Here is an 18,848-nt window from a genome sequence, read left to right on the forward strand (position 1 = left end):
CGTGATTAACTGTAAAAAGAAAAATTGTATGAGAAGATTATTTATACTTATCAACCTGATCCTGCTCCTGGCTGTGCTCATGTTCCTTGCCGGTTGCAGTCGTGCCAAAGACCCGAAGGAGATTTCGATCGGCTATGTGAACTGGTCGGAAGGCATCGCCATGAGTTACCTGGCAAAGGCAATGCTGGAGGAACAGGGATATAGAGTGACTTTGAAGAATGCCGATATCGCTCCGATCTTTACCTCCGTCGCTGCCGGTAAAGTCGATCTGTTTCTGGATGCGTGGCTTCCGGATACGCATGTCGACTATATGAAAAAATATGGCGACCGTCTGGAAACGATTGGTGTTCCGTTTGAAAATGCCCGTTTAGGACTGGCTGTTCCGTCTTATGTAACGATCAATACGATAGAAGAACTGAATGCGCACAAAGAACGTTTTAAAAATGAAATTATCGGAATCGATATCGGTGCCAGTCTGATGAACCTGACGGAAAAGGCTGTTGATGAATACGGATTACAACTGGCTTTGATGCCTTCCAGCGGGCCTACCATGACGGCGTTCCTGCAAAAATCGGTTGAACATAATGACTGGATTGTCGTGACAGGCTGGACGCCTCACTGGATGTTTTCCCGTTATGACCTGAAATTTCTGGAAGACAGTAAAGGTGTGTTCGGTAATGCAGAACATATCGAAGCCGTTGCTACTAAAGGCTTTTCCGAAACTCACCCTTACGTTGCGGCTTTCTTTAAAAACTTCAGGTTTACCAATGAGCAGCTGAGCGAACTGATGGATATAATGGAAGAGTATCCTTTACGTGAATCGGAGGGAGCAAAAGTTTGGCTGCAAAAACATCCCGAAATAGTTGATTTATTTTTACCTTCGCAAACGAATAAATTAACTCAGCTAAACGAATATGAAACAGATCGCGAAAATAGCCTGCCTGTTGTTGGGACTGGTGATGAGCAGTCCTTTTTTGAAGGCGGAAAGTAAAAAGAATATGAACATCGTATTTATAGGAAACAGTATTACCCAGGGAGCGTTAATCGCTACTCCGTCGCATGACGCTCCTCCTGTAAAAGCCGCTTTATACCTGACAAAGCAACCGTCGGTCACTTCTGTCAAATACTCCAATCAGGGAGTAAGCGGCTGTACGACTACCGATTATCTGCCGACAACGGAAACACTTTTCCCGAAGGCAAAGGAGGCTGCCGATAAGTTTGCGGACGAGACTTGGGCGACCCTTGTCTTTTCCATTATGTTGGGGACGAACGATAGCGCGATTACAGGTCCGAACGGTGCACCGGCCTCTCCTGAAAAATATGAAGAAAACATGAAAGCTATTATCAACCAGTTACTAGCGTTGTATCCCAGTTGTAAAATCGTTTTACATCGTCCGGTATGGTACAGTCCGAATACATATAACGGCGCCATGTATCTGAAAGAAGGTTTAAACCGTCTACAAAGTTATTATCCGGTATTGCAATCGTTGGTCGAAGAGTATGCCAAACGTTTTCCCGGCCAGGTGTTTATGGGAGATACGGAGGCATTCGACTATTTCAAGGCCAATTATCTCACGGATTTAATACCGGAAGAAGGTAATGCCGGTACGTTCTATCTCCATCCGAACGAAAAAGGGGCAGCCGTATTGGGGGAATATTGGGGAAAGGCGATAATGAAGGTAGTAGAGTAAATATAGAAATAATTGAACCTACTTTTCCCTTGATGGAAAAGTAGTCAAAAGATCAAGGCTTAACCGGCTTCACTGCTTCGGTGAAAGACTCCGCTGAAAAATCCGAAACTCGCTTCGCTCAGACAACGGATTTTTTTAACCGCTTCGTCTTCCCCCTTCGCGGACGTTCATCCGCTTAGGCCTTTCCTAGGAAGCTGTGCTTCCTCTTAAGATGGCCGATACCGGTACTTATAGAACAAAAACTTTTGGATTTAACAGGTAGTATCGGCAATCTTAGGAGAACGCAAAGCGTTCTATGAAAGGCCTCATCTGGTGAGCGTTAAACGAAGCATCCGCAGTGAGCGCCCGGAGGCTGTGCTGTTTGAGCGCAGCGAGTTCACAGACGACAGCGAACGTAGGAGGCTGAGTAGCGAGGCGGATGCAGCCTTGAACTTTTGGTTACTTTTCTTTCAAGAGAAAAGTAACATTCAAACCTGATAATATCTGAACCAATTATCTCTTACCCAAATGATGATCCATGATTGCCACATGATGTTCACCGTAGAGTTTTAGTTTTTCAACGATGTTTTTGGCGGTTGCCTCTTCTTCTACCTGTTCACGTACAAAACCCCAAAGGAAATCTTGTGTCGCCTTGTCGTTTTCTGCATGTGCAATGTCTACCAGTTTGTCGATCAACTCGGAAACGTGAACCTCATGCTGGTATACATGTTCGAATACTTCCAGCGGTGTGCCGAAAGCTGTCGGAACAACATTGATCTGTTCCAGTTTCACCTGTCCGCCACGTTTTACAGAATAATCAATCATTTTATAGGCATGCTCGAGTTCCTCTTCCGATTGTTTTTTCATCCAATGGGCGCAACCGTCCAAACCTATTTGAGCAAAATGAATGTACATGGACAGATAGAGATTGGAAGACCACATCTCTGCCAGTATCTGTTCGTTCAGAGCATCGGATAATTTTCTACTTAAAGTCATAGCTGTATGTTTTATATTACGTTTATTGATTTTATTAATAAAACAAACAGTTATGGGATTTGTTCTAATATGTGTTTATTTATTTCGTCTCTCATCGCTTTTATGTAATAAGAAGTTCTTATCTTCGTTTCTATCTAATAAACGTTGAATCAATATGAAAAAGAAAATAGAGGTTCTCATAAACAGGTTGAAACTGGCTGTCAGGAAACATCCGGTGGAAGTTGTGTTGTCAGTCGTTTTCAGTCTGGCAGGATGTGTCTATTTCGAGTATGCATTCGGATATTCTTTTTTGGCGGCGCCGCTGGCTTATTTTCCGGTCCTGTTCCTGATAACCTATATGTTGAACGGACTGACCGTACAACACAAACTACGGCCGCTGTATTTCTTATCGGCTTTCTTTTTTATTCCTTTTCTGTGGCTGGACAAGGATGAGATATGGCAACCGACCTATCTGGTTTCATTGATTGTAGTGCAACTTCTCTATCTGGTTAGCGGCTGGAAACGTGATAATGATGAGTTTGTGCGTGTCGGGTTGCGTTATGTGAAGTCTTTGTTGTCTGCCGGATTACTGGCGGGGATTGCTTATTTGCTGGCAATTTCGATCTATACATCCATACAATACATCTTTGAGATATGGGAAAACAGTTACAGGAGTTTCTATACCGACTCGGCTTACCTTCTGTTTATGTGTGGGATGCCTTTGTTGTTCCTCATGTTCAATCAAGAAAGGGAAGAAAAGGAGGAGAGCCGTAACCGGCTGTTTGAAGTGCTGCTGAATTATGTGCTTTCGCCGGCTTTGCTGATCTATGCGGTCATTCTGTATCTTTATTTTATTAAGGTAGCGGTTCTCTGGTCGTTGCCGAAAGGGGCGGTGGCTTATATCGTTGTCAGTTTTGTTTCTGTCACTTTTATTCTGAAAGGTTGCCAGGTCTTTCTGACGAAGAGGTATTATGATTGGTTTTATAAACAGGCCAGTTTTGCCGTATTGCCCGCTTTGGTGATGTATTGGGTGGGTGCTTGTTATCGTATCAACGAGTACGGATTTACAGAGCCGCGTGTGTATCTGGTGGTAGTCGGGTTGATACTGACTTGTCTGGCCGTTTTATTCTTTACCAAACGGTACGGCCGTTATCTGTATGCTTCCTGCCTGGCGATCGTCTTCTTGTCGGTGGTTACTTATATACCCGGAATCACGGCAAAAGATATTGAACGGATTTCGCAAACCGGACGGGATAACTACCCTCCGGAAGATAAGAGATATGACTATCAGGCTTATCTTGAGATTGATAACGGGGAGCCGGTGGATATTTCGGGTTATCAGTTTTTAATGCCGGTTGCCGGATATAAAAATCCCGATAAAATGTGGACAACGACAGAGCGGGATACTTTTTATCTATTCAACCATAAAGGAGATACTATCTACCAGGAGAGCTTGACGACATTCTGGAACAACCAGCTGGCAAAAGCCGGGTTGACTCCTTATGATTCTGTTCCTGAAAAGATGTTCCCTGTTTTACTTGAGTTCGATATGGATTCGGCAAAGTTGGTTTTTAATACGATCAATTTATACCGTAACGCTCCGGACTCTGCTTACCGGATTTCCTACTTTAATCCGAATTATTATCTGAAAAAGAAATAACCGGTCAAGACCTCCAATATCTGCGAGGTCCTGATTATACATAGTTTATTGGCAGAAAAGAATTACCTTTGCAATCTGTTAAGTCATTTCCGGCGCCATATCCGCGGAGAAATGGCAATTGATGGACATATTTCAATTACCCGAATCAAAAGAATCTGATGGAAAAGAAAAACAAACAAAGCTTATTTGCTGCCCCCAATGGAAAATCATATCTCGTTCCATTCATACTTATCACCAGCCTGTTCCTGTTGTGGGGATTTGCGCATGGTTTACTGGACGTACTGAACAAACATTTCCAGGGCGCTTTCACGATGACGAAGGCAGAGAGCGGCCTGGTGCAGTTTTCCACTTATATCGCTTATTTCCTGATGGCGTTGCCTGCCGGAATGTTTATGAAACGTTACGGTTATAAGAAAGGTATTATTCTGGGATTGTTACTTTTTGCTGCCGGGGCTTTCGCTTTTATCCCTGCTGCCTTTTTACATTCTGCGACTCCTTTTCTGGTCGCTTTATTTATCATTGCCTGCGGGTTGTGTATTCTTGAGACGGCAGCCAATCCTTATTCGACTATTCTGGGACCGACGGAGTCGGGTGCGCAGCGTCTGAATTTGTCGCAATCGTTTAACGGGTTGGGCTGGATACTTGGTCCGCTGGTTGGTGGGGCTTTAATCTTCGGAGGTGCGCAGGATGACCCGTTTACCCTGACGAAACCTTATATTCTTGTGGGCGGTATCGTTTTATTGGTAGCTATCCTTTTCTTTTTCACTCGTTTGCCGGAGATAAAGGTAGAGGAACAGGAGGAAAATAGACTTGATACAAAACTCCCCGCCACTTCGATGTGGAGGCATGGGCAGTTTGTACGGGCGGTGATTGCCCAGTTCTGTTATTGTGCGGCGCAAACCGGTATCTTTAGTTTCTTTATTAATTATGTCACGGAACTCGACCCGCAGATGACGAATATCGAAGCCTCGCGGATACTTGCGTTTGGCGGGATGGCTTTATTCATGATTGGCCGCCTTTCCGGAAGTTTTACGATGAAATGGATGGCTCCGGGAAAATTGCTGACCTGGTTTGCTTTGGCTGATGCCATCTGCATGGCGTTGGTAATTGTTTCTGCCGGAACGATATCTTTGTATGCGTTGTATATTTCATTCTTCTTTATGTCCATCATGTTTCCGACAATCTTTGCGTTAGGTCTGGAAGGGATGGGCGCTTATACCAAAAAGGCATCTTCCTATATCGTGATGGGAGTGGCTGGTGGCGCTTTCAGTCCGATGCTGATGGGATATATCGGGGAAAACAATATGGCAATCGGATTCTTTGTGCCGTTGATTGCATTTCTGTATATTCTGTATTTTGCAATAAGATGTAAGAAGTAGAATTATCTTTAATTCTACTATCATACTATCACTGGTTGATATAAATATCTGATTATAAGCATTCTAATCTATGATAGTAGGTGCTTTTAACTATCATTTATCTATCATGCAACCATCATTTTAACTCTATTTTAACTAAGCAGCCATCTTTTTGACCTTAAAAAGATGACTGCCCGGTTACATGCTGTCTCTCATAATTCGTTAGTCTACTACTTTTTTATCCCAAAACAATGACTTAATTTCACCCGAATACAGACTTTTTGTTGCCGGGATGCCCATCTTACCCTGTTTTACACCCCCATCTTGACGATGCGAACACCCGGGTGTCGAAGGTGTCAAGACCCGGGTGTCAAGCAATATATGTTACTATGTTGTTGATTTTTAGCTATATATTTATCCAAAAGAAGACGTTTCCTATCTTACTTTTTAAGCGGGTATGATAGTTGCATGATAGATATATGATAGTTAAAAGCACTTACTGTCATAAGATAGGGTGTTGATAATTATGTATTTATATCAAATAATGATAGTATGATAGTAGATGATAAATATTTAATGATAAATAATATTAGGGGGGAGTCTTTTTTATATTTTATTATCACTGCCTCATACAATAATTTATTGATTATCACTCACGCAATATGAAACAAAGGCTGGCGTTTAATGGATAGAAGTATTTAAAATGTGAGAATGATATGAGAAATCGAATGTTTGTGTTTTATCTATTATTGATGTTGACCTTGATGTCGTGTTCTAAGACTGAGATTGGTTTTAACGGTCAGGTTTATTTGTATTTGTCGGAGCCGGAAGTGAACCGGTATCCTGTAGAGAAAGGGGACAGTATCGTAGTGAAGGGATTTAATAGCTGAACTATCGGGGATGAACATAAAGGTATGCTGCCTGATAGTGTTGTGAAGGATTCGGGATACGATAAATCTTATGTTTATTATATCTGCGCGGTTACTGCTGAATTTAAGATGAATGAGGAGGATTTTATTATTATGTATGCTGATCAAAATACTAAATTGGGATATTCTTTTCCGGATATGGGTTATATTGGGGTTTCCAATACTGTAAAAGATTATGACAGTCTTGATGATTCATTTGTCATGAACACTTATCTAATCTATATTTCCCAGGAAAAGGATGGTAAAAAGATGGATATCTGGTATCCGTGTTCCCCTTTCGATTTGGAGTGGCATTGTTTTTCCTTTAAAGATATAGATGTAAAATCAAAAGAGGATAAATAGTTTGTTTTACGAATGAAAAGACTGGTATTTAATATTAAATTAAGGAATTATGAAGAATCTGTCATTTATTTATAGTCTGTTAGTTGTCTTTGCTTTACTCTCTTGTTCAAAGACAAAGTTCCAGTATGATAAAAAAATCTATTTATCGGAACCGGAGATAACCTGGTTTACATTTGATGATTATGACAGTGTGGCTGTCAAAGGATTTACGCGTTGTGAAGCTCTTGACGTGTGCAAAGGTGCACTTCCAGGAAATGTAGCAAAGGAATCAGGGTTTGATAAATCTTATTTGTATTATATATATGAAGCATCGGTAGAAGTGAAGGATAACGAAGAAAGTTTGGCTTCTTTCAGGGAATATACGAATTTGGGATATTCGACCAGAGAGTTTGAAAACAAAGGGATTGGTCAAGTAAGCGTATTGAAAGAAAATGGAGATAAATACCTAAAAACATCTACCTGTCTCATCCATATTTTTCAGGAAGTAGGGGGAGAGAAACAAGATATCTGGTACCCATGTTCTCCCTTTGATTTGGAGTGGAGCTTTTTTTCGATTAAAAATCCACTATAGGTCAATAGAATAGCAGGACTGCTGCAAAAGTCCGTTTTGTCATGGCGGACTTGATCCGCCAACTTATACTAAATGGTGCATATCAACGTAGTATACGATCCCGGGTTAAGCCCGGGATGACAGACAGGATAGCGACTTTTGACACATTCCCGCTATTATAGGTTATTGTAACATCTGATATAATTTATCCAGCTTCGGTGCCATAATAATCTCTGTCCGGCGGTTCTTGCTGCGGCCTTCAGCCGATTCGTTGTCTGCTACCGGCATATATTCTCCACGTCCGGAAGGCTGTATCTGTAACGGATTCACGCCGTAATCTTTTGTCAGGATGCGGACAACCGAAGTTGCACGGATTACACTCAGATCCCAGTTGTCTTTGAACTGTGCCGTGTTAATCGGTTTGCTGTCGGTATGGCCTTCGATATATACATCTATATCCGACTGCTTGTTGAGGACTTCCGCCAGTTTAGCCAATGCCTCTTTTCCACGTTTATCCACCCGGGCGCTTCCTGATTCGAACAATAACTTATCCGACATGGCGACATATACTTTGCCGTCTTTCTCCGTAACAGTCAGTTCCTCGCTGCTGAAACCTAATAAGGCATCCTTTACGCTGCTTAGCAGCTTTTGAACTTTTTCGTTCTGGGCATTAATCATGTCCTGCAATTCGTTAATTGTCCGTTCCCGCTCGTTCAATTCTTCCATCTTCTGGCTGAGGAGGGAGTTTAACTTTTCCTGTTGTGTCATGTTCGAATTCAGCATCGTCTGATAGTTGCGGATGTTGCTGCCCATCTTTGCCGTGTCTCGCTGGAGGGCGGCGAGGCGCTCGTTCAGTTTGTCACCGGCATCTTTGCAATCGACCAGTTGTTCTTGTAAAGCATTGCCGCGGCCGATGGCTTCGAGCCGCCCATTTTCGGCTTCCAGGTATTTTTTCTTCGTTACACACGAGGTGCAGATCAGCAGTGCGGAGACTGCCATGAATAAAACTTTTCTCATTTGTTGGATAATTTTCGCGCAATGTAATATTTATTACACTTTACCTGTACTCGATTTAAGATATTTGTCAAGAATTAAACTTTAATTAAGGCTGTATGAAGATAAAAGAGATAATAAACGCGATTCTTCCTTCCAGACGATGGAAATTATTTGCCATTGTCGCGAGCGGAGCGATTTGTGGTTTAGGCTTTTATACATTTTATGTATCGAGGGCCTGGAGTTACTTGTCTGATGAGCCGTCGACCTGTGTGAACTGTCATATCATGGGGCCTTATTATGCTACCTGGAGTCACAGTTCGCATAGCCGGAACGCTACTTGTAACGATTGCCATGTGCCGCACGAAAACGCCGCAAAGAAATGGTTTTTCAAAGGAATGGACGGTATGCGACATGCCGCTGTCTTTATGATGCGTGGCGAACCGCAGGTAATACAGGCTATCGACGAAAGCGCTGAAGTAATCATGAACAACTGTGTCCGTTGCCACACGCAACTGAATACCGAATTTGTAAACACCGGACGTATCGACCACAATATGGCGATGGCGGGTGAAGGAAAAGCCTGTTGGGACTGTCACCGCGATGTTCCGCACGGAGGTTCCAACAGCCTCTCGTCCACTCCTTCGGCCATTGTGCCTTATCCGAAAACCAATACGCCGCAATGGCTGAAAGATATGCTTAAATAAAACGAATAAATAAAAATCAACGAATATGGAAAAGAAACTTAAATCATGGCAAGGCTGGTTGTTGTTCGGCGGAACAATGGCCGTTGTTTTCGTATTGGGCGTACTCGCTGCCTCGATCAATGAACGGAGGGCCGAGATTGCCAGTGTGATGAATAACAAGAAAGTCGAGATTACCGGCATTGAGTCGGTAAACGAAAAGTTTGCCCCGAACTATCCGCGGGAATATGAAACCTGGATGCAGACGATGGATACCAGTTTTCAAAGCAAGTATAACGGAAACCAGATGGTCGATGTGCTGGCAGCCCGTCCCGAAATGGTTATTCTTTGGGCCGGATATGCTTTTTCTAAAGATTATTCAACTCCACGCGGTCATATGCATGCGATTGACGATATGCGTCATACCCTGCGTGTCGGCGCTCCGATGACGCCCGATGAAGGTCCGCAGCCGGCAACTTGCTGGACTTGTAAGAGTCCGGACGTTCCCCGTATGATGCAGGCGATAGGAGTAGATAATTTCTATAAGAGCAAATGGGCGGCAATGGGAACGGAGATTGTGAATCCTATCGGTTGTGCCGATTGCCATGAACCGGAGAATATGAATCTGCATATCAGTCGTCCGGCCTTGATTGAAGCATTCCAGCGCCAGGGACGCGACATCACCAAGGCGACCCAGCAGGAAATGCGTTCACTGGTTTGTGCGCAGTGCCATGTGGAATATTATTTCAAGGGTGACGGCAAGTATCTGACTTTCCCCTGGGATAAAGGCTTTACTGTTGAAGACATGGAGGCTTATTATGACGAAGAAGGTTTCGCAGACTATACCCATAAACTGAGCCGTACACCGATTCTGAAAGCGCAGCATCCGGATTATGAATTGTCGATGATGGGTATCCATGCACAGCGTGGCGTATCCTGTGCCGACTGCCATATGCCTTATAAAAGCGAAGGCGGCGTGAAATACAGTGACCACCATATCATGAGCCCGCTGGCTATGATTGACCGTACCTGCCAGGTTTGCCATCGTGAAAGCGAAGAAACTTTGCGTAATAATGTTTACGAACGTCAGAACAAGGCAAACGAAATGCGTAACCGCCTGGAAGCCGAACTGGCAAAAGCACATATCGAAGCAAAGTTTGCCTGGGATAAAGGCGCAACGGAAGACCAGATGGCTCCGGTATTGAAACTGCTCCGTCAGGCACAATGGCGTTGGGATTTCGGTGTTGCTTCCCACGGTGGAGCATTCCATGCACCGCAGGAGATACAGCGTATCCTGGGTAACGGCCTCGACAGGACCATGCAGGCACGTCTGGCTGTATCCAAAGTATTAGCTAAATTGGGTTATACCGATGATGTCCCGATGCCGGATATCTCGACAAAAGAAAAAGCACAGCAATATATCGGTCTGGATATGGCTGTCGAACGTCAGGCAAAGGAGAAATTCCTGAACACTGTCGTTCCGGAATGGATTAAGGAAGCGAAAGCAAACAAACGTTTGGCTGAAAAGATTTGATTATGTGGAAGCAACCCTGGGGATATGCAGAAGGATGGGCGATAAGTATCGGCCTGTTCATTACCGGAGTCATTCTGCAAATGACAACCGGGAAGGTGGACGCGACTCTTTTCCGGTATCCCCTGAACGCTATAGCAGGAGGAGTGTTCCTGTTTTTCTTGATAATGATATATGCCGCGAGCCGTAAAGCTGCTGTCTTGCAGTGGTTTTACAGCCTGACGGCGAGTATTACGTCTTTGACGGCCTGGATGGTTTCGGTTATCATCATGGGACTGACCCGACAAGTGGCTCCCTCCGCAACGGTTACTCACGGAGGACTACTGTCCGGGTTAGGTTTCATGCAAATGACGGTCTCGTGGCCTTTTATGCTGCTGTTCCTTTATTTTCTCTCCGTATTGGGGTTGGTGACGATTCGGAAGATAAGCTGTTTTAAATGGAAAGATGTTCCTTTTATCCTGAATCATGCCGGATTATTCATTACGTTGCTGGCAGCCATTTTAGGAAATGGTGACTTGCAACGTCTGCGGATGACGGTTCCGCAAGGCGAACCGGAATGGCGGGCAACCGACGAAGCCGGAGAAATGCAGGAACTGCCTTTAGCCATCGAACTGAAATCATTTACAATCGACGAATATCCTCCGAAGTTGTTGATTATCGACAATGCGGACGGTAAAGCGTTGCCCGAAAAGAATCCTGAAAACATCTTGGTCGAATCCACTCCTTTGTCCGGCAACCTGCTGGATTGGGAGATAGAAGTAACCGACCTGTTGCCGATGGCCGCCTGCGTCCCCGGAAAGGACACGGTCAACTTTGTCGCCTTTCATTCCGAAGGGGCGACAACCGCCTTATACGTAACTGCCCGCAATAAGGCAAGCGGTGTCGAAAAAAGCGGTTGGGTGAGTTGCGGCAGTTTCATGTTCCCGTACGTATCACTGCAACTGAATGAGGAGGTGAGCCTGGTCATGCCGGAACGCGAACCGAAACGCTTCGCCTCCGAGGTCTTGGTGTATACGAAGGAAAAGGAGCAGGCCGAAGCATTGATTGAAGTGAATAAGCCTTTCAGTATGTCCGGCTGGAAGATTTACCAGCTAAGTTATGACGAAACAAAAGGGAAATGGAGCCGCCTGAGCATCTTCGAGTTGGTGAAAGACCCGTGGCTTCCGTTGGTATATACCGGCATTCTGATGATGTTGCTCGGCTCCGTCTGCCTTTTCATTCTGGCACCCGGGAATAAGCCGGAACAGACGGTGGTTAATGACATAAAAACTGTATAACGTATGGAATGGAATCATTTGATATATTTTGCTTTGCCGGCCGTATTCTGCTGGGGCATGGGAGCAATGGCGGCTTACCGGCCCGGCAAGTCGTTGCAGGTGGTTTTGTGGACGGTTGCCGGCCTGGCTATCTTTATGGCTTTCATCGTCGGGATGTGGGTGTCGTTGGAACGACCGCCGTTGCGGACGATGGGGGAGACGCGCCTGTGGTACTCCTTCTTCCTGCCGGTTGCCGGAATCATTACTTATATCCGCTGGCGCTATAAATGGATCTTGTCTTTCAGTACGGTCATGTCGCTGGTGTTTATTTGTATCAACCTGTTTAAGCCGGAGATACATAATAAGACACTGATGCCTGCCTTGCAAAGTCCCTGGTTTGCACCGCATGTGATTGTTTATATGTTTGCCTATGCGATGCTGGGAGCGGGGGCCGTGGTGGCCGTCTATCTACTGGTCCGGTCGCGAAAGAGGGCGATTGAGCCGGGCGTAATGAATCTCTGCGATAACCTGGTCTATGTGGGAACTGCTTTCCTGACTATCGGGATGCTTTTCGGGGCGCTCTGGGCGAAAGAAGCCTGGGGGCATTACTGGAGCTGGGACCCGAAAGAGACCTGGGCAGCAGCGACCTGGCTGGGCAATCTGCTGTATATACACTTCCGGTTTCAGAAGAACAAACAGTACAGGTCAGCCCTTGGAATACTGGTGTTCGCTTTTATCTTGCTGCAAGTTTGCTGGTTCGGCGTGAATTATCTGCCTTCGGCACAAGGCAACAGCGTACACGTTTACAATATGGAATAACAAATAAAAAGAAATATCAACTTAAAACATAAACGATATGAAGAAACGGGTGATTGTTTTTTCCGGGCTTCTGTTGGTAAGCTCGATGTGGATGAAAGCAGACGAAAATGAAACATCCAAGGATAAAGAGAATACATTCTCGATGAGTGCGCAGATACGTCCGCGTGCAGAGTACAGGAACGGAGTTTTAAATCCCCGTAGCGAAGGGCAGGAGCCGGCCGGCTTCATCAATAACCGTGCCCGCCTCTCCATGAATTACGAGCGGCAGAACCTCTCGATCGGCCTTTCCGCACAGCACGTAGGCGTCTGGGGACAGGACCCGCAGATCGACAAGAACGGCCGTTTCATCCTGAACGAGGCCTGGGCACAACTCGACTTCGGATACGGCCTCTTTGCTAAGCTCGGACGCCAGTCGCTCATCTACGACGACGAACGCATCCTCGGCGGACTGGACTGGAACATCGCCGGCCGTTATCACGACGCCCTGAAACTGGGGTATGAGAACAAACAGAACAAACTTCATCTCATCCTCGCCTTTAACCAGAACGACGAAACTAAAATAGGCGGCACCTTCTACGCCGAGGGCGCGCAGCCTTACAAGAACATGCAAACCCTTTGGTACCAGCATATCGGCAGCAAAGAATTTAAAGCCTCTTTCCTTTTCATGAACCTCGGACTGGAAGGCGGCGACCCGAAAGAAAAGGTTTCCGACACCCAGTTCATGCAAACGATGGGAGCAAACCTGTATTACCAGCCGGGCGACTGGACCTTTGGCGGTACCTTTTATTACCAGTCCGGCAAGAATGCGAAGAAACGTGACGTCTCCGCTTTCCTCTGGGCTTTGAATGCCGCTTATAAAATCAATTCGCAATGGAGCGCTGCCCTCGGCAGCGATTACCTGAGCGGTGCAGACAATACGGACGGCCCGGATGCCAAATACACGGCCTTCGACCCGCTGTACGGAACCCATCACAAGTTCTACGGTGCGATGGATTATTATTATGCCACCCCGTTTTTGCCGGGTTTCAATCCGGGACTTTGGGACAATCAGGTGAAGCTCGCCTTCAAACCGTCGAAAAAAGTCGACCTGTCGCTCGCCTACCATTATTTCTCCACCACAAGCGATGTAACGGTTAAAGGAAAAGACCTCGACCGCGGACTGGGTTCCGAACTCGACCTCCAGGTGGACTGGCAGATTATGAAAGACGTGAAACTCTCCGCCGGTTACTCCACGATGCTCGGAACATCTACGATGGAAGCCGTCAAGGGAGGCAGTAAAGATAGTTGGCAAGACTGGGGATGGTTGTCGATCAACATCAACCCGAGAATATTTATTGCCAAGTGGTAACTTGCAGGTGTCGGAAATGTTCTTATCTTTGTAAGAAACATTTCCGACACTAAATCGATGCTGAATGAATATAACCGATATCTTTCAAATACCGTTGTTCCGGAATTTCACGCAGAAGATGCAGGAAGACTTCCTGGAAAATCTGGAATACACACTAGAGAACCATCCGAAAGGGAAAACGATTATCCATCAGGGTTCGCCGTGCCAGGCCATACACGTTCTGCTCGAAGGCAAACTGAACGTAGACGTAGTCGATGTCTCGGGAGGCGAAGTCAGGGTAGAGGTCATCAAAGCCCCGCGCACCTTTGCCACCCCGCATGTTTTTGCCGAAAAGAACCAGTTCCCCGCCACCTTCTCGGTCGAGGAAGATGTCGTCCTGATGAAGATTTCCAAAGATTCATTCTTTAAGATGATGCATTCGATGCCCGTGCTCCTTCATAACTTCCTTTGCGTCAGCACCAGTTGCAACAAATGCACCATGACCCGCCTGCGTGTCCTCTCTTTCCGCGGCATCCGCAGCCGTTACATTTATTATCTGATAGACCATCTGAAAGAGGGAGAAGACACGGTCGATATGGAGCACAACCAGGTGCAGCTTGCCGAGTATTTCGGCGTCACGCGGCCCGCCCTTTCCAAAGAAATTAATAAGCTCGTAGACAGCGGTTTCATCCGCATCTCGCGTAACAAGGTGAAGATACTGAACAAGCAAGCCCTTATCAGCATGCTATAAAATTCAGCATATTGTCCCGCATCCCCTTGCCGGAAAAAATAATCATCGTACATTTGCCTGCGTTACAGAATTGTTGAAAGTATGGGAAAAGTACTGATTATTGACGACGAAAAGCAGATTTTAGGTTTACTCTCACGTATCATCGGACTTGAAGGTTACGATGTATTCCAGGCGTCCACCTGCCGGGCAGGTCTTAAACAACTGGAACAACACACCCCCGAAGTCATCCTGTGCGACGTCTGCCTGCCCGACGGCAGCGGCGTTGAACTTGTACGCGAACTAAAGAAGCTGCGTCCCCATTCCGAAATCATCCTGCTGACCGCCCACGGTAACATCCCCGACGGCGTGCAAGCCATCAAGAACGGTGCTTTCGATTATATCACCAAAGGCGACGACAACAATAAAATCCTCCCCCTGATCGCCAAAGCTATGGAGAAAGCCTCCGCCGCCTACCGTCAGGAGAAAGCTGCCGTTTCGCCGGTCGGCCGGCAATATTCGTTCGACACCATCGTCGGCAAATCGCCTGCCATACAGGAGGCGATCGCCCTGGCCCGCAAGGTGGCGCAAACCGATGTACCCGTGCTGCTGACAGGCGAGACAGGCACCGGAAAGGAAGTCTTCGCCCAGTCCATCCACCAACACAGTTCGCGCAGCGGAAAAGCCTTTGTGGCTATCAACTGCTCTTCTTTCAGCCGCGACCTGCTGGAGAGCGAGATGTTCGGTCATAAAGCAGGCGCTTTCACGGGTGCTTTGAAGGAGACGAAAGGACTTTTCGAGGAGGCCGACAACGGCACTATCTTCCTTGATGAAATCGGTGAAATGGCTTTCGACCTGCAAGCCAAGCTGTTGCGTATCTTGGAAACCGGCGAGTTCATCAAGATTGGCGATACACGTCCGGTAAAGGTCAACGTCCGTGTCATTGCCGCCACCAACCGCGATCTTTCCAAAGAGATTGCCGAGGGACATTTCCGCGAAGATTTGTTTTACCGCCTTTCCGTTTTCCAGATACATCTGCCGCCGTTACGGGAACGGTCGGAGGATATTCCGTTGCATGTGAAGGCGTTCGTTGCGGCTTTGTCGGCAAAGATGGGCAAGGAAATCCAGACGATTTCGCCTGATTATATCAACCTGCTGAAAAAATACGCCTGGAAAGGAAATGTCCGCGAACTCCGGAATGTGGTGGAACGCAGCCTGATTATTGCGGATGGCGATGTGCTGACACCGGATTCCTTGCCCCTGAACATTCAGCAACCCAATGCCTCGGCAAACGAAGCCTATGCCGGGTTCGACCTGAGCGGCGTTGAAAAAATGCATATACAGAAAGTCCTGAAATATACGAACGGGAATAAAACCGAAACTTCCCGCCTGCTGGGTATCGGGTTGACTACGCTGTATAGGAAGATTGAGGAATACGGGTTGTAGTTAACTATAACCCCCCCTGCCCCCTTCTCGAGAGGGGAGGGGATACTATCCCAAATATTTTTCCACCTTCTGATAGAACGTCGCCAGATGCGCCCCATCCACAAACCCGTGATGCACGTTGATCGCGACGGGGATAACCAGTTTTCCTTCCCTCGTCACCGCCTTCCCCACGTTCAGTAACGGGTAGCTGCTACCGCTTTCGCGCTCCTGCGTATGAGTCATCGATGTAAAATAAAGGTCGGGCGTCGCGCTCACCAGGATAACACTGTACCGGTTTTCTTCGGACGACAGGTTTTCGGCATTATACGGGTCTCCGTCCTCCGGGATAGAGGCGATGATACGTCGCGCCTCCCGATGGAAGTCCTCAAATCCGGTTATCCATGGAATCCTGACCGTAAAGAATTTCCCGTTCTCCTTCATCCGGATGGGGCATAAGACATCGACAGTCTCGAAATATATTATCTGCCCTTCGTCATCTACTCTGAAGCGCAACTCCTTAATCTCGTTTGCCGCCCGCAAGATGGCGTATAAATAATGTATGAAGAAGGACTGCCCGTTCTTTTTCGCTTTCTCTTTTGCCGCAGTACATTCCACTTCGGAGGTAATAGTGATACACGGATTCAGGAAATTCCGGAAGAAATTAAAGTTATCTTTCCGTTCCCACGTTTCAATATCGACGATTTGTCTTTTCGGAAAGGCCGTTTGCTTATCCATTCTCTACTAAGTTTTATTGATTAGATGCAAAGATAGCTATTTCGTTTTGAAGGAATCTATTTTTTGAAAAGGAAGACTGAAAACTTATTGTAAAATCAATCAATACCGAAATCCTCATAAGATTGATTTTTTATTAATAAAAAAATATATATACTAATAGGGGATTTTCACAATTGAAACATGTTAAATCCTAAATGAATAACCTACTTGTATCCATTGAAAAACAATCGTGAAAAGTGTTAAGTGCGAATGACTAAATTAATCGTTCCTTTTTTCCTGTCATTGCAAAGGAAGGAAAAATAATTAAATAAACAAATATTATTTCAAAAAAAATCAAAGAGAATGATTGATTTTCTTATCATAATGAGCGTTATTTAATCGGATATGATTATTTCTAAAGAAAAACTTAAACGTGACTAGAAAAAAGGAACGTTTTTTCTAGTCATTTTGCTGTTAATAAATATAAACGTAAATATAATTTGACCCCTTGACGGGCCATAACTTAAATCTAATAAAAATGAAACAAAGACAATCTGAACATCCTCCGGATGTTGATAAACAAAAGGAGGAAGCGAGAATAAAAATTAGAGATAACGATAAAATTGTTTTCAAGCAAATCATTTAATACTAGATATGCCGATTTTTTGTCGTGAGACACATACGGCAGCCAAAGCTTTCGATACGAGTATCGAAAGCTTTCTACACAACGAAGGCGCCCCCGATATAAGTATCGAACCAGTTTAAAGGGTTTTTTGTTTCATCGATATAAGTATCGGGGGATTGTGTCTAGAGTGTAATGTTATTGTAAAATATTGAAAATATTTTTACCAGGTACTAAAAGAATAGAAACACATACTTATGACTAAAATACAAACATTTGGAACAAAAACACGGTTGAAGAATAACGAAAGTCTGACGTTCGGTCGTGAAATAGAAACAGCTATCGAAGCCAAAGGCGACGATACACTGGAGATAACCGATATATTTCCCGATTATAAGGCAAAATTGCAGGCGTTCGATGATAGCATTGTCAACGTTGCCAAAAGTTCTATTACCGAACAGATGACTACGGGTAACAAACAGCGTGGTAACCTGCATGTTGCCATACTTATAGAAATAAGAAACGGATTGAGACACTTCGATCAGGATAAGCGAGACGGTGCTTTGCGTCTGAGCGTATTGGCTGATACTTTTACCGGTGCCCAACGGCGCTCGTTCGACGACCAGACAAGTTTCATCAATAACTTTTTGCAGGAACTGGCGTCCGATAAATACAAGGCGGACGCTACTCTCTTAGGTTTGGACGGCTGGATAGCCGAACTTAAAAAAGCGAACGACCTTTGTGCTGAACTGACATCGAAGCGCTCGAAAGAACACTCCGAAAAGAGCGGAAAAGGAAGTACCGAAATGACACGTCCCATTTACGAGAAGGCTTATAACGCATTGGTGGAAAAACTAAATGCCCTGGCACTCGTCAAAGGAGATGATAAATACGCCGAACTGTTCGCATGGTGGAACGCGCGTATCGATCATTACCGTGTCGTCATCTCCGACAGCCTCGGAGCAGGCAAGGGAGGAAAGACAAGCACCGGAACTACCCGCCCGCCATCATCGGGAGGAAGTAGCGGTGGCGACCGTCCTGAAATTGAATAGGAGGTTAGGATTGATAAGGGGGGTAGGCGGAGGCCGCGAGGTTTCCGCCTGCATTTTTGATACGAATTTGATATTCCATATTATGTTTTTTATGTGCTATTTTTGTGATAGTCAATAAAAATCAATGGTTTTCATGGATTTAATTACAAATTATCTTTGAAGAATAGATTTATTACAATAACTTTGCAGATAATATAAAAGCAATGTTTTTCAAC

General features: G+C 45.3%; 18 protein-coding genes. 15 read left to right on the plus strand and 3 right to left on the minus strand.

The genetic code is table 11. The features are described 5' to 3' along the window. The first annotated feature begins 28 nt into the window (after positions 1-28). Both HMPREF1535_RS23950 and HMPREF1535_RS23955 read left to right on the plus strand, forming a co-directional pair. Positions 29-991 carry a glycine betaine ABC transporter substrate-binding protein gene (locus tag HMPREF1535_RS23950; protein WP_046147839.1) on the plus strand — a complete coding sequence of 321 codons (963 nt, stop codon included), beginning with the start codon at positions 29-31 and terminating at the stop codon, positions 989-991. Then, positions 915-1,691: a GDSL-type esterase/lipase family protein gene (locus HMPREF1535_RS23955; protein WP_046147840.1), complete on the plus strand. Its 777-nt coding sequence runs from the start codon at positions 915-917 to the stop codon at positions 1,689-1,691. Before HMPREF1535_RS23950 ends, HMPREF1535_RS23955 begins: the two co-directional genes overlap by 77 nt. Before the next feature lie 492 nt (positions 1,692-2,183). Here HMPREF1535_RS23955 and HMPREF1535_RS23960 read toward each other — a convergent pair whose 3' ends face one another. Further along, a complete protein-coding gene (locus HMPREF1535_RS23960; protein ID WP_007659422.1) occupies positions 2,184-2,666 on the minus strand; it encodes a ferritin in 483 nt (160 codons plus the stop codon). Positions 2,667-2,820: 154 nt separating this feature from the next. Between HMPREF1535_RS23960 and HMPREF1535_RS23965 the strand changes: the two genes are divergently transcribed. From HMPREF1535_RS23965 to HMPREF1535_RS23980, 5 genes are all read left to right on the plus strand, one after another. Continuing rightward, positions 2,821-4,305, plus strand: a complete 1,485-nt coding sequence (locus tag HMPREF1535_RS23965) for a DUF4153 domain-containing protein (protein ID WP_046147841.1) — start codon at positions 2,821-2,823, stop codon at positions 4,303-4,305. 158 nt (positions 4,306-4,463) lie between these two features. Then, positions 4,464-5,684, plus strand: a complete 1,221-nt coding sequence (locus HMPREF1535_RS23970; protein WP_007659426.1) for a sugar MFS transporter — start codon at positions 4,464-4,466, stop codon at positions 5,682-5,684. A 695-nt stretch (positions 5,685-6,379) separates the two neighbouring features. Continuing rightward, the gene (locus HMPREF1535_RS26395; RefSeq protein WP_244275716.1) at positions 6,380-6,553 is read left to right on the plus strand and encodes a hypothetical protein; all 174 of its coding nucleotides are present in this window, start codon (positions 6,380-6,382) and stop codon (positions 6,551-6,553) included. 24 nt (positions 6,554-6,577) lie between these two features. Beyond that, positions 6,578-6,934 (plus strand): hypothetical protein, encoded by a 357-nt coding sequence (locus HMPREF1535_RS26400; RefSeq protein WP_244275718.1) that lies wholly within the window; start codon positions 6,578-6,580, stop codon positions 6,932-6,934. Between the two features lie 49 nt (positions 6,935-6,983). Beyond that, positions 6,984-7,505, plus strand: coding sequence for a hypothetical protein (locus HMPREF1535_RS23980; protein WP_046147842.1), 522 nt, complete (start codon positions 6,984-6,986; stop codon positions 7,503-7,505). A gap of 162 nt (positions 7,506-7,667) precedes the next feature. On the opposite strand, the gene HMPREF1535_RS23985 is transcribed toward HMPREF1535_RS23980, so the two are convergent. Further along, entirely contained in the window at positions 7,668-8,501 is an 834-nt protein-coding gene (locus tag HMPREF1535_RS23985; protein WP_007659432.1) for an OmpA family protein, read from the minus strand. Positions 8,502-8,596: 95 nt separating this feature from the next. Between HMPREF1535_RS23985 and nrfH the strand changes: the two genes are divergently transcribed. From nrfH to HMPREF1535_RS24020, 7 genes are all read left to right on the plus strand, one after another. Further along, complete coding sequence (gene nrfH, locus HMPREF1535_RS23990) at positions 8,597-9,184, plus strand: cytochrome c nitrite reductase small subunit (protein ID WP_010800218.1); 588 nt, start codon at positions 8,597-8,599, stop codon at positions 9,182-9,184. A gap of 25 nt (positions 9,185-9,209) precedes the next feature. Then, a complete protein-coding gene (gene nrfA, locus HMPREF1535_RS23995; protein ID WP_046147843.1) occupies positions 9,210-10,694 on the plus strand; it encodes an ammonia-forming cytochrome c nitrite reductase in 1,485 nt (494 codons plus the stop codon). Positions 10,695-10,696: 2 nt separating this feature from the next. Beyond that, positions 10,697-11,968: a cytochrome c biogenesis ResB family protein gene (locus tag HMPREF1535_RS24000; RefSeq protein WP_046147844.1), complete on the plus strand. Its 1,272-nt coding sequence runs from the start codon at positions 10,697-10,699 to the stop codon at positions 11,966-11,968. Positions 11,969-11,971: 3 nt separating this feature from the next. Next, a complete protein-coding gene (ccsA, locus tag HMPREF1535_RS24005; RefSeq protein WP_046147845.1) occupies positions 11,972-12,766 on the plus strand; it encodes a cytochrome c biogenesis protein CcsA in 795 nt (264 codons plus the stop codon). A 37-nt stretch (positions 12,767-12,803) separates the two neighbouring features. Then, positions 12,804-14,114 (plus strand): alginate export family protein, encoded by a 1,311-nt coding sequence (locus HMPREF1535_RS24010; RefSeq protein WP_046147846.1) that lies wholly within the window; start codon positions 12,804-12,806, stop codon positions 14,112-14,114. Positions 14,115-14,178: 64 nt separating this feature from the next. Further along, a complete protein-coding gene (locus HMPREF1535_RS24015) occupies positions 14,179-14,844 on the plus strand; it encodes a Crp/Fnr family transcriptional regulator (protein WP_010800213.1) in 666 nt (221 codons plus the stop codon). Between the two features lie 81 nt (positions 14,845-14,925). After that, positions 14,926-16,266 carry a sigma-54-dependent transcriptional regulator gene (locus HMPREF1535_RS24020; RefSeq protein ID WP_046147847.1) on the plus strand — a complete coding sequence of 447 codons (1,341 nt, stop codon included), beginning with the start codon at positions 14,926-14,928 and terminating at the stop codon, positions 16,264-16,266. 45 nt (positions 16,267-16,311) lie between these two features. On the opposite strand, the gene HMPREF1535_RS24025 is transcribed toward HMPREF1535_RS24020, so the two are convergent. Continuing rightward, the gene (locus tag HMPREF1535_RS24025) at positions 16,312-16,980 is read right to left on the minus strand and encodes a chloramphenicol acetyltransferase (protein ID WP_046147848.1); all 669 of its coding nucleotides are present in this window, start codon (positions 16,978-16,980) and stop codon (positions 16,312-16,314) included. 858 nt (positions 16,981-17,838) lie between these two features. On the opposite strand from HMPREF1535_RS24025, the gene HMPREF1535_RS24030 reads away from it, so the two are divergent. After that, positions 17,839-18,633, plus strand: a complete 795-nt coding sequence (locus tag HMPREF1535_RS24030; RefSeq protein WP_046147849.1) for a DUF6261 family protein — start codon at positions 17,839-17,841, stop codon at positions 18,631-18,633. Positions 18,634-18,848 lie beyond the last annotated feature (215 nt).

This window comes from Parabacteroides goldsteinii DSM 19448 = WAL 12034, assembly GCF_000969835.1.
Classification (GTDB): domain Bacteria; phylum Bacteroidota; class Bacteroidia; order Bacteroidales; family Tannerellaceae; genus Parabacteroides; species Parabacteroides goldsteinii.

Bases quoted from the DNA above. Each gene is read 5' to 3' on its own strand.
- HMPREF1535_RS24000 (WP_046147844.1), top strand. From the start codon at position 10,697: ATGTGGAAGCAACCCTGGGGATATGCAGAAGGATGGGCGATAAGTATC.
- HMPREF1535_RS23960 (WP_007659422.1), bottom strand. From the start codon at position 2,666: ATGACTTTAAGTAGAAAATTATCCGATGCTCTGAACGAACAGATACTG.
- HMPREF1535_RS24015 (WP_010800213.1), top strand. From the start codon at position 14,179: ATGAATATAACCGATATCTTTCAAATACCGTTGTTCCGGAATTTCACG.
- ccsA (WP_046147845.1), top strand. From the start codon at position 11,972: ATGGAATGGAATCATTTGATATATTTTGCTTTGCCGGCCGTATTCTGC.
- HMPREF1535_RS24020 (WP_046147847.1), top strand. From the start codon at position 14,926: ATGGGAAAAGTACTGATTATTGACGACGAAAAGCAGATTTTAGGTTTA.
- HMPREF1535_RS23955 (WP_046147840.1), top strand. From the start codon at position 915: ATGAAACAGATCGCGAAAATAGCCTGCCTGTTGTTGGGACTGGTGATG.
- nrfA (WP_046147843.1), top strand. From the start codon at position 9,210: ATGGAAAAGAAACTTAAATCATGGCAAGGCTGGTTGTTGTTCGGCGGA.
- HMPREF1535_RS24030 (WP_046147849.1), top strand. From the start codon at position 17,839: ATGACTAAAATACAAACATTTGGAACAAAAACACGGTTGAAGAATAAC.
- nrfH (WP_010800218.1), top strand. From the start codon at position 8,597: ATGAAGATAAAAGAGATAATAAACGCGATTCTTCCTTCCAGACGATGG.
- HMPREF1535_RS23950 (WP_046147839.1), top strand. From the start codon at position 29: ATGAGAAGATTATTTATACTTATCAACCTGATCCTGCTCCTGGCTGTG.
- HMPREF1535_RS24025 (WP_046147848.1), bottom strand. From the start codon at position 16,980: ATGGATAAGCAAACGGCCTTTCCGAAAAGACAAATCGTCGATATTGAA.
- HMPREF1535_RS23980 (WP_046147842.1), top strand. From the start codon at position 6,984: ATGAAGAATCTGTCATTTATTTATAGTCTGTTAGTTGTCTTTGCTTTA.
- HMPREF1535_RS23985 (WP_007659432.1), bottom strand. From the start codon at position 8,501: ATGAGAAAAGTTTTATTCATGGCAGTCTCCGCACTGCTGATCTGCACC.
- HMPREF1535_RS23965 (WP_046147841.1), top strand. From the start codon at position 2,821: ATGAAAAAGAAAATAGAGGTTCTCATAAACAGGTTGAAACTGGCTGTC.
- HMPREF1535_RS24010 (WP_046147846.1), top strand. From the start codon at position 12,804: ATGAAGAAACGGGTGATTGTTTTTTCCGGGCTTCTGTTGGTAAGCTCG.
- HMPREF1535_RS26395 (WP_244275716.1), top strand. From the start codon at position 6,380: ATGAGAAATCGAATGTTTGTGTTTTATCTATTATTGATGTTGACCTTG.
- HMPREF1535_RS23970 (WP_007659426.1), top strand. From the start codon at position 4,464: ATGGAAAAGAAAAACAAACAAAGCTTATTTGCTGCCCCCAATGGAAAA.
- HMPREF1535_RS26400 (WP_244275718.1), top strand. From the start codon at position 6,578: ATGCTGCCTGATAGTGTTGTGAAGGATTCGGGATACGATAAATCTTAT.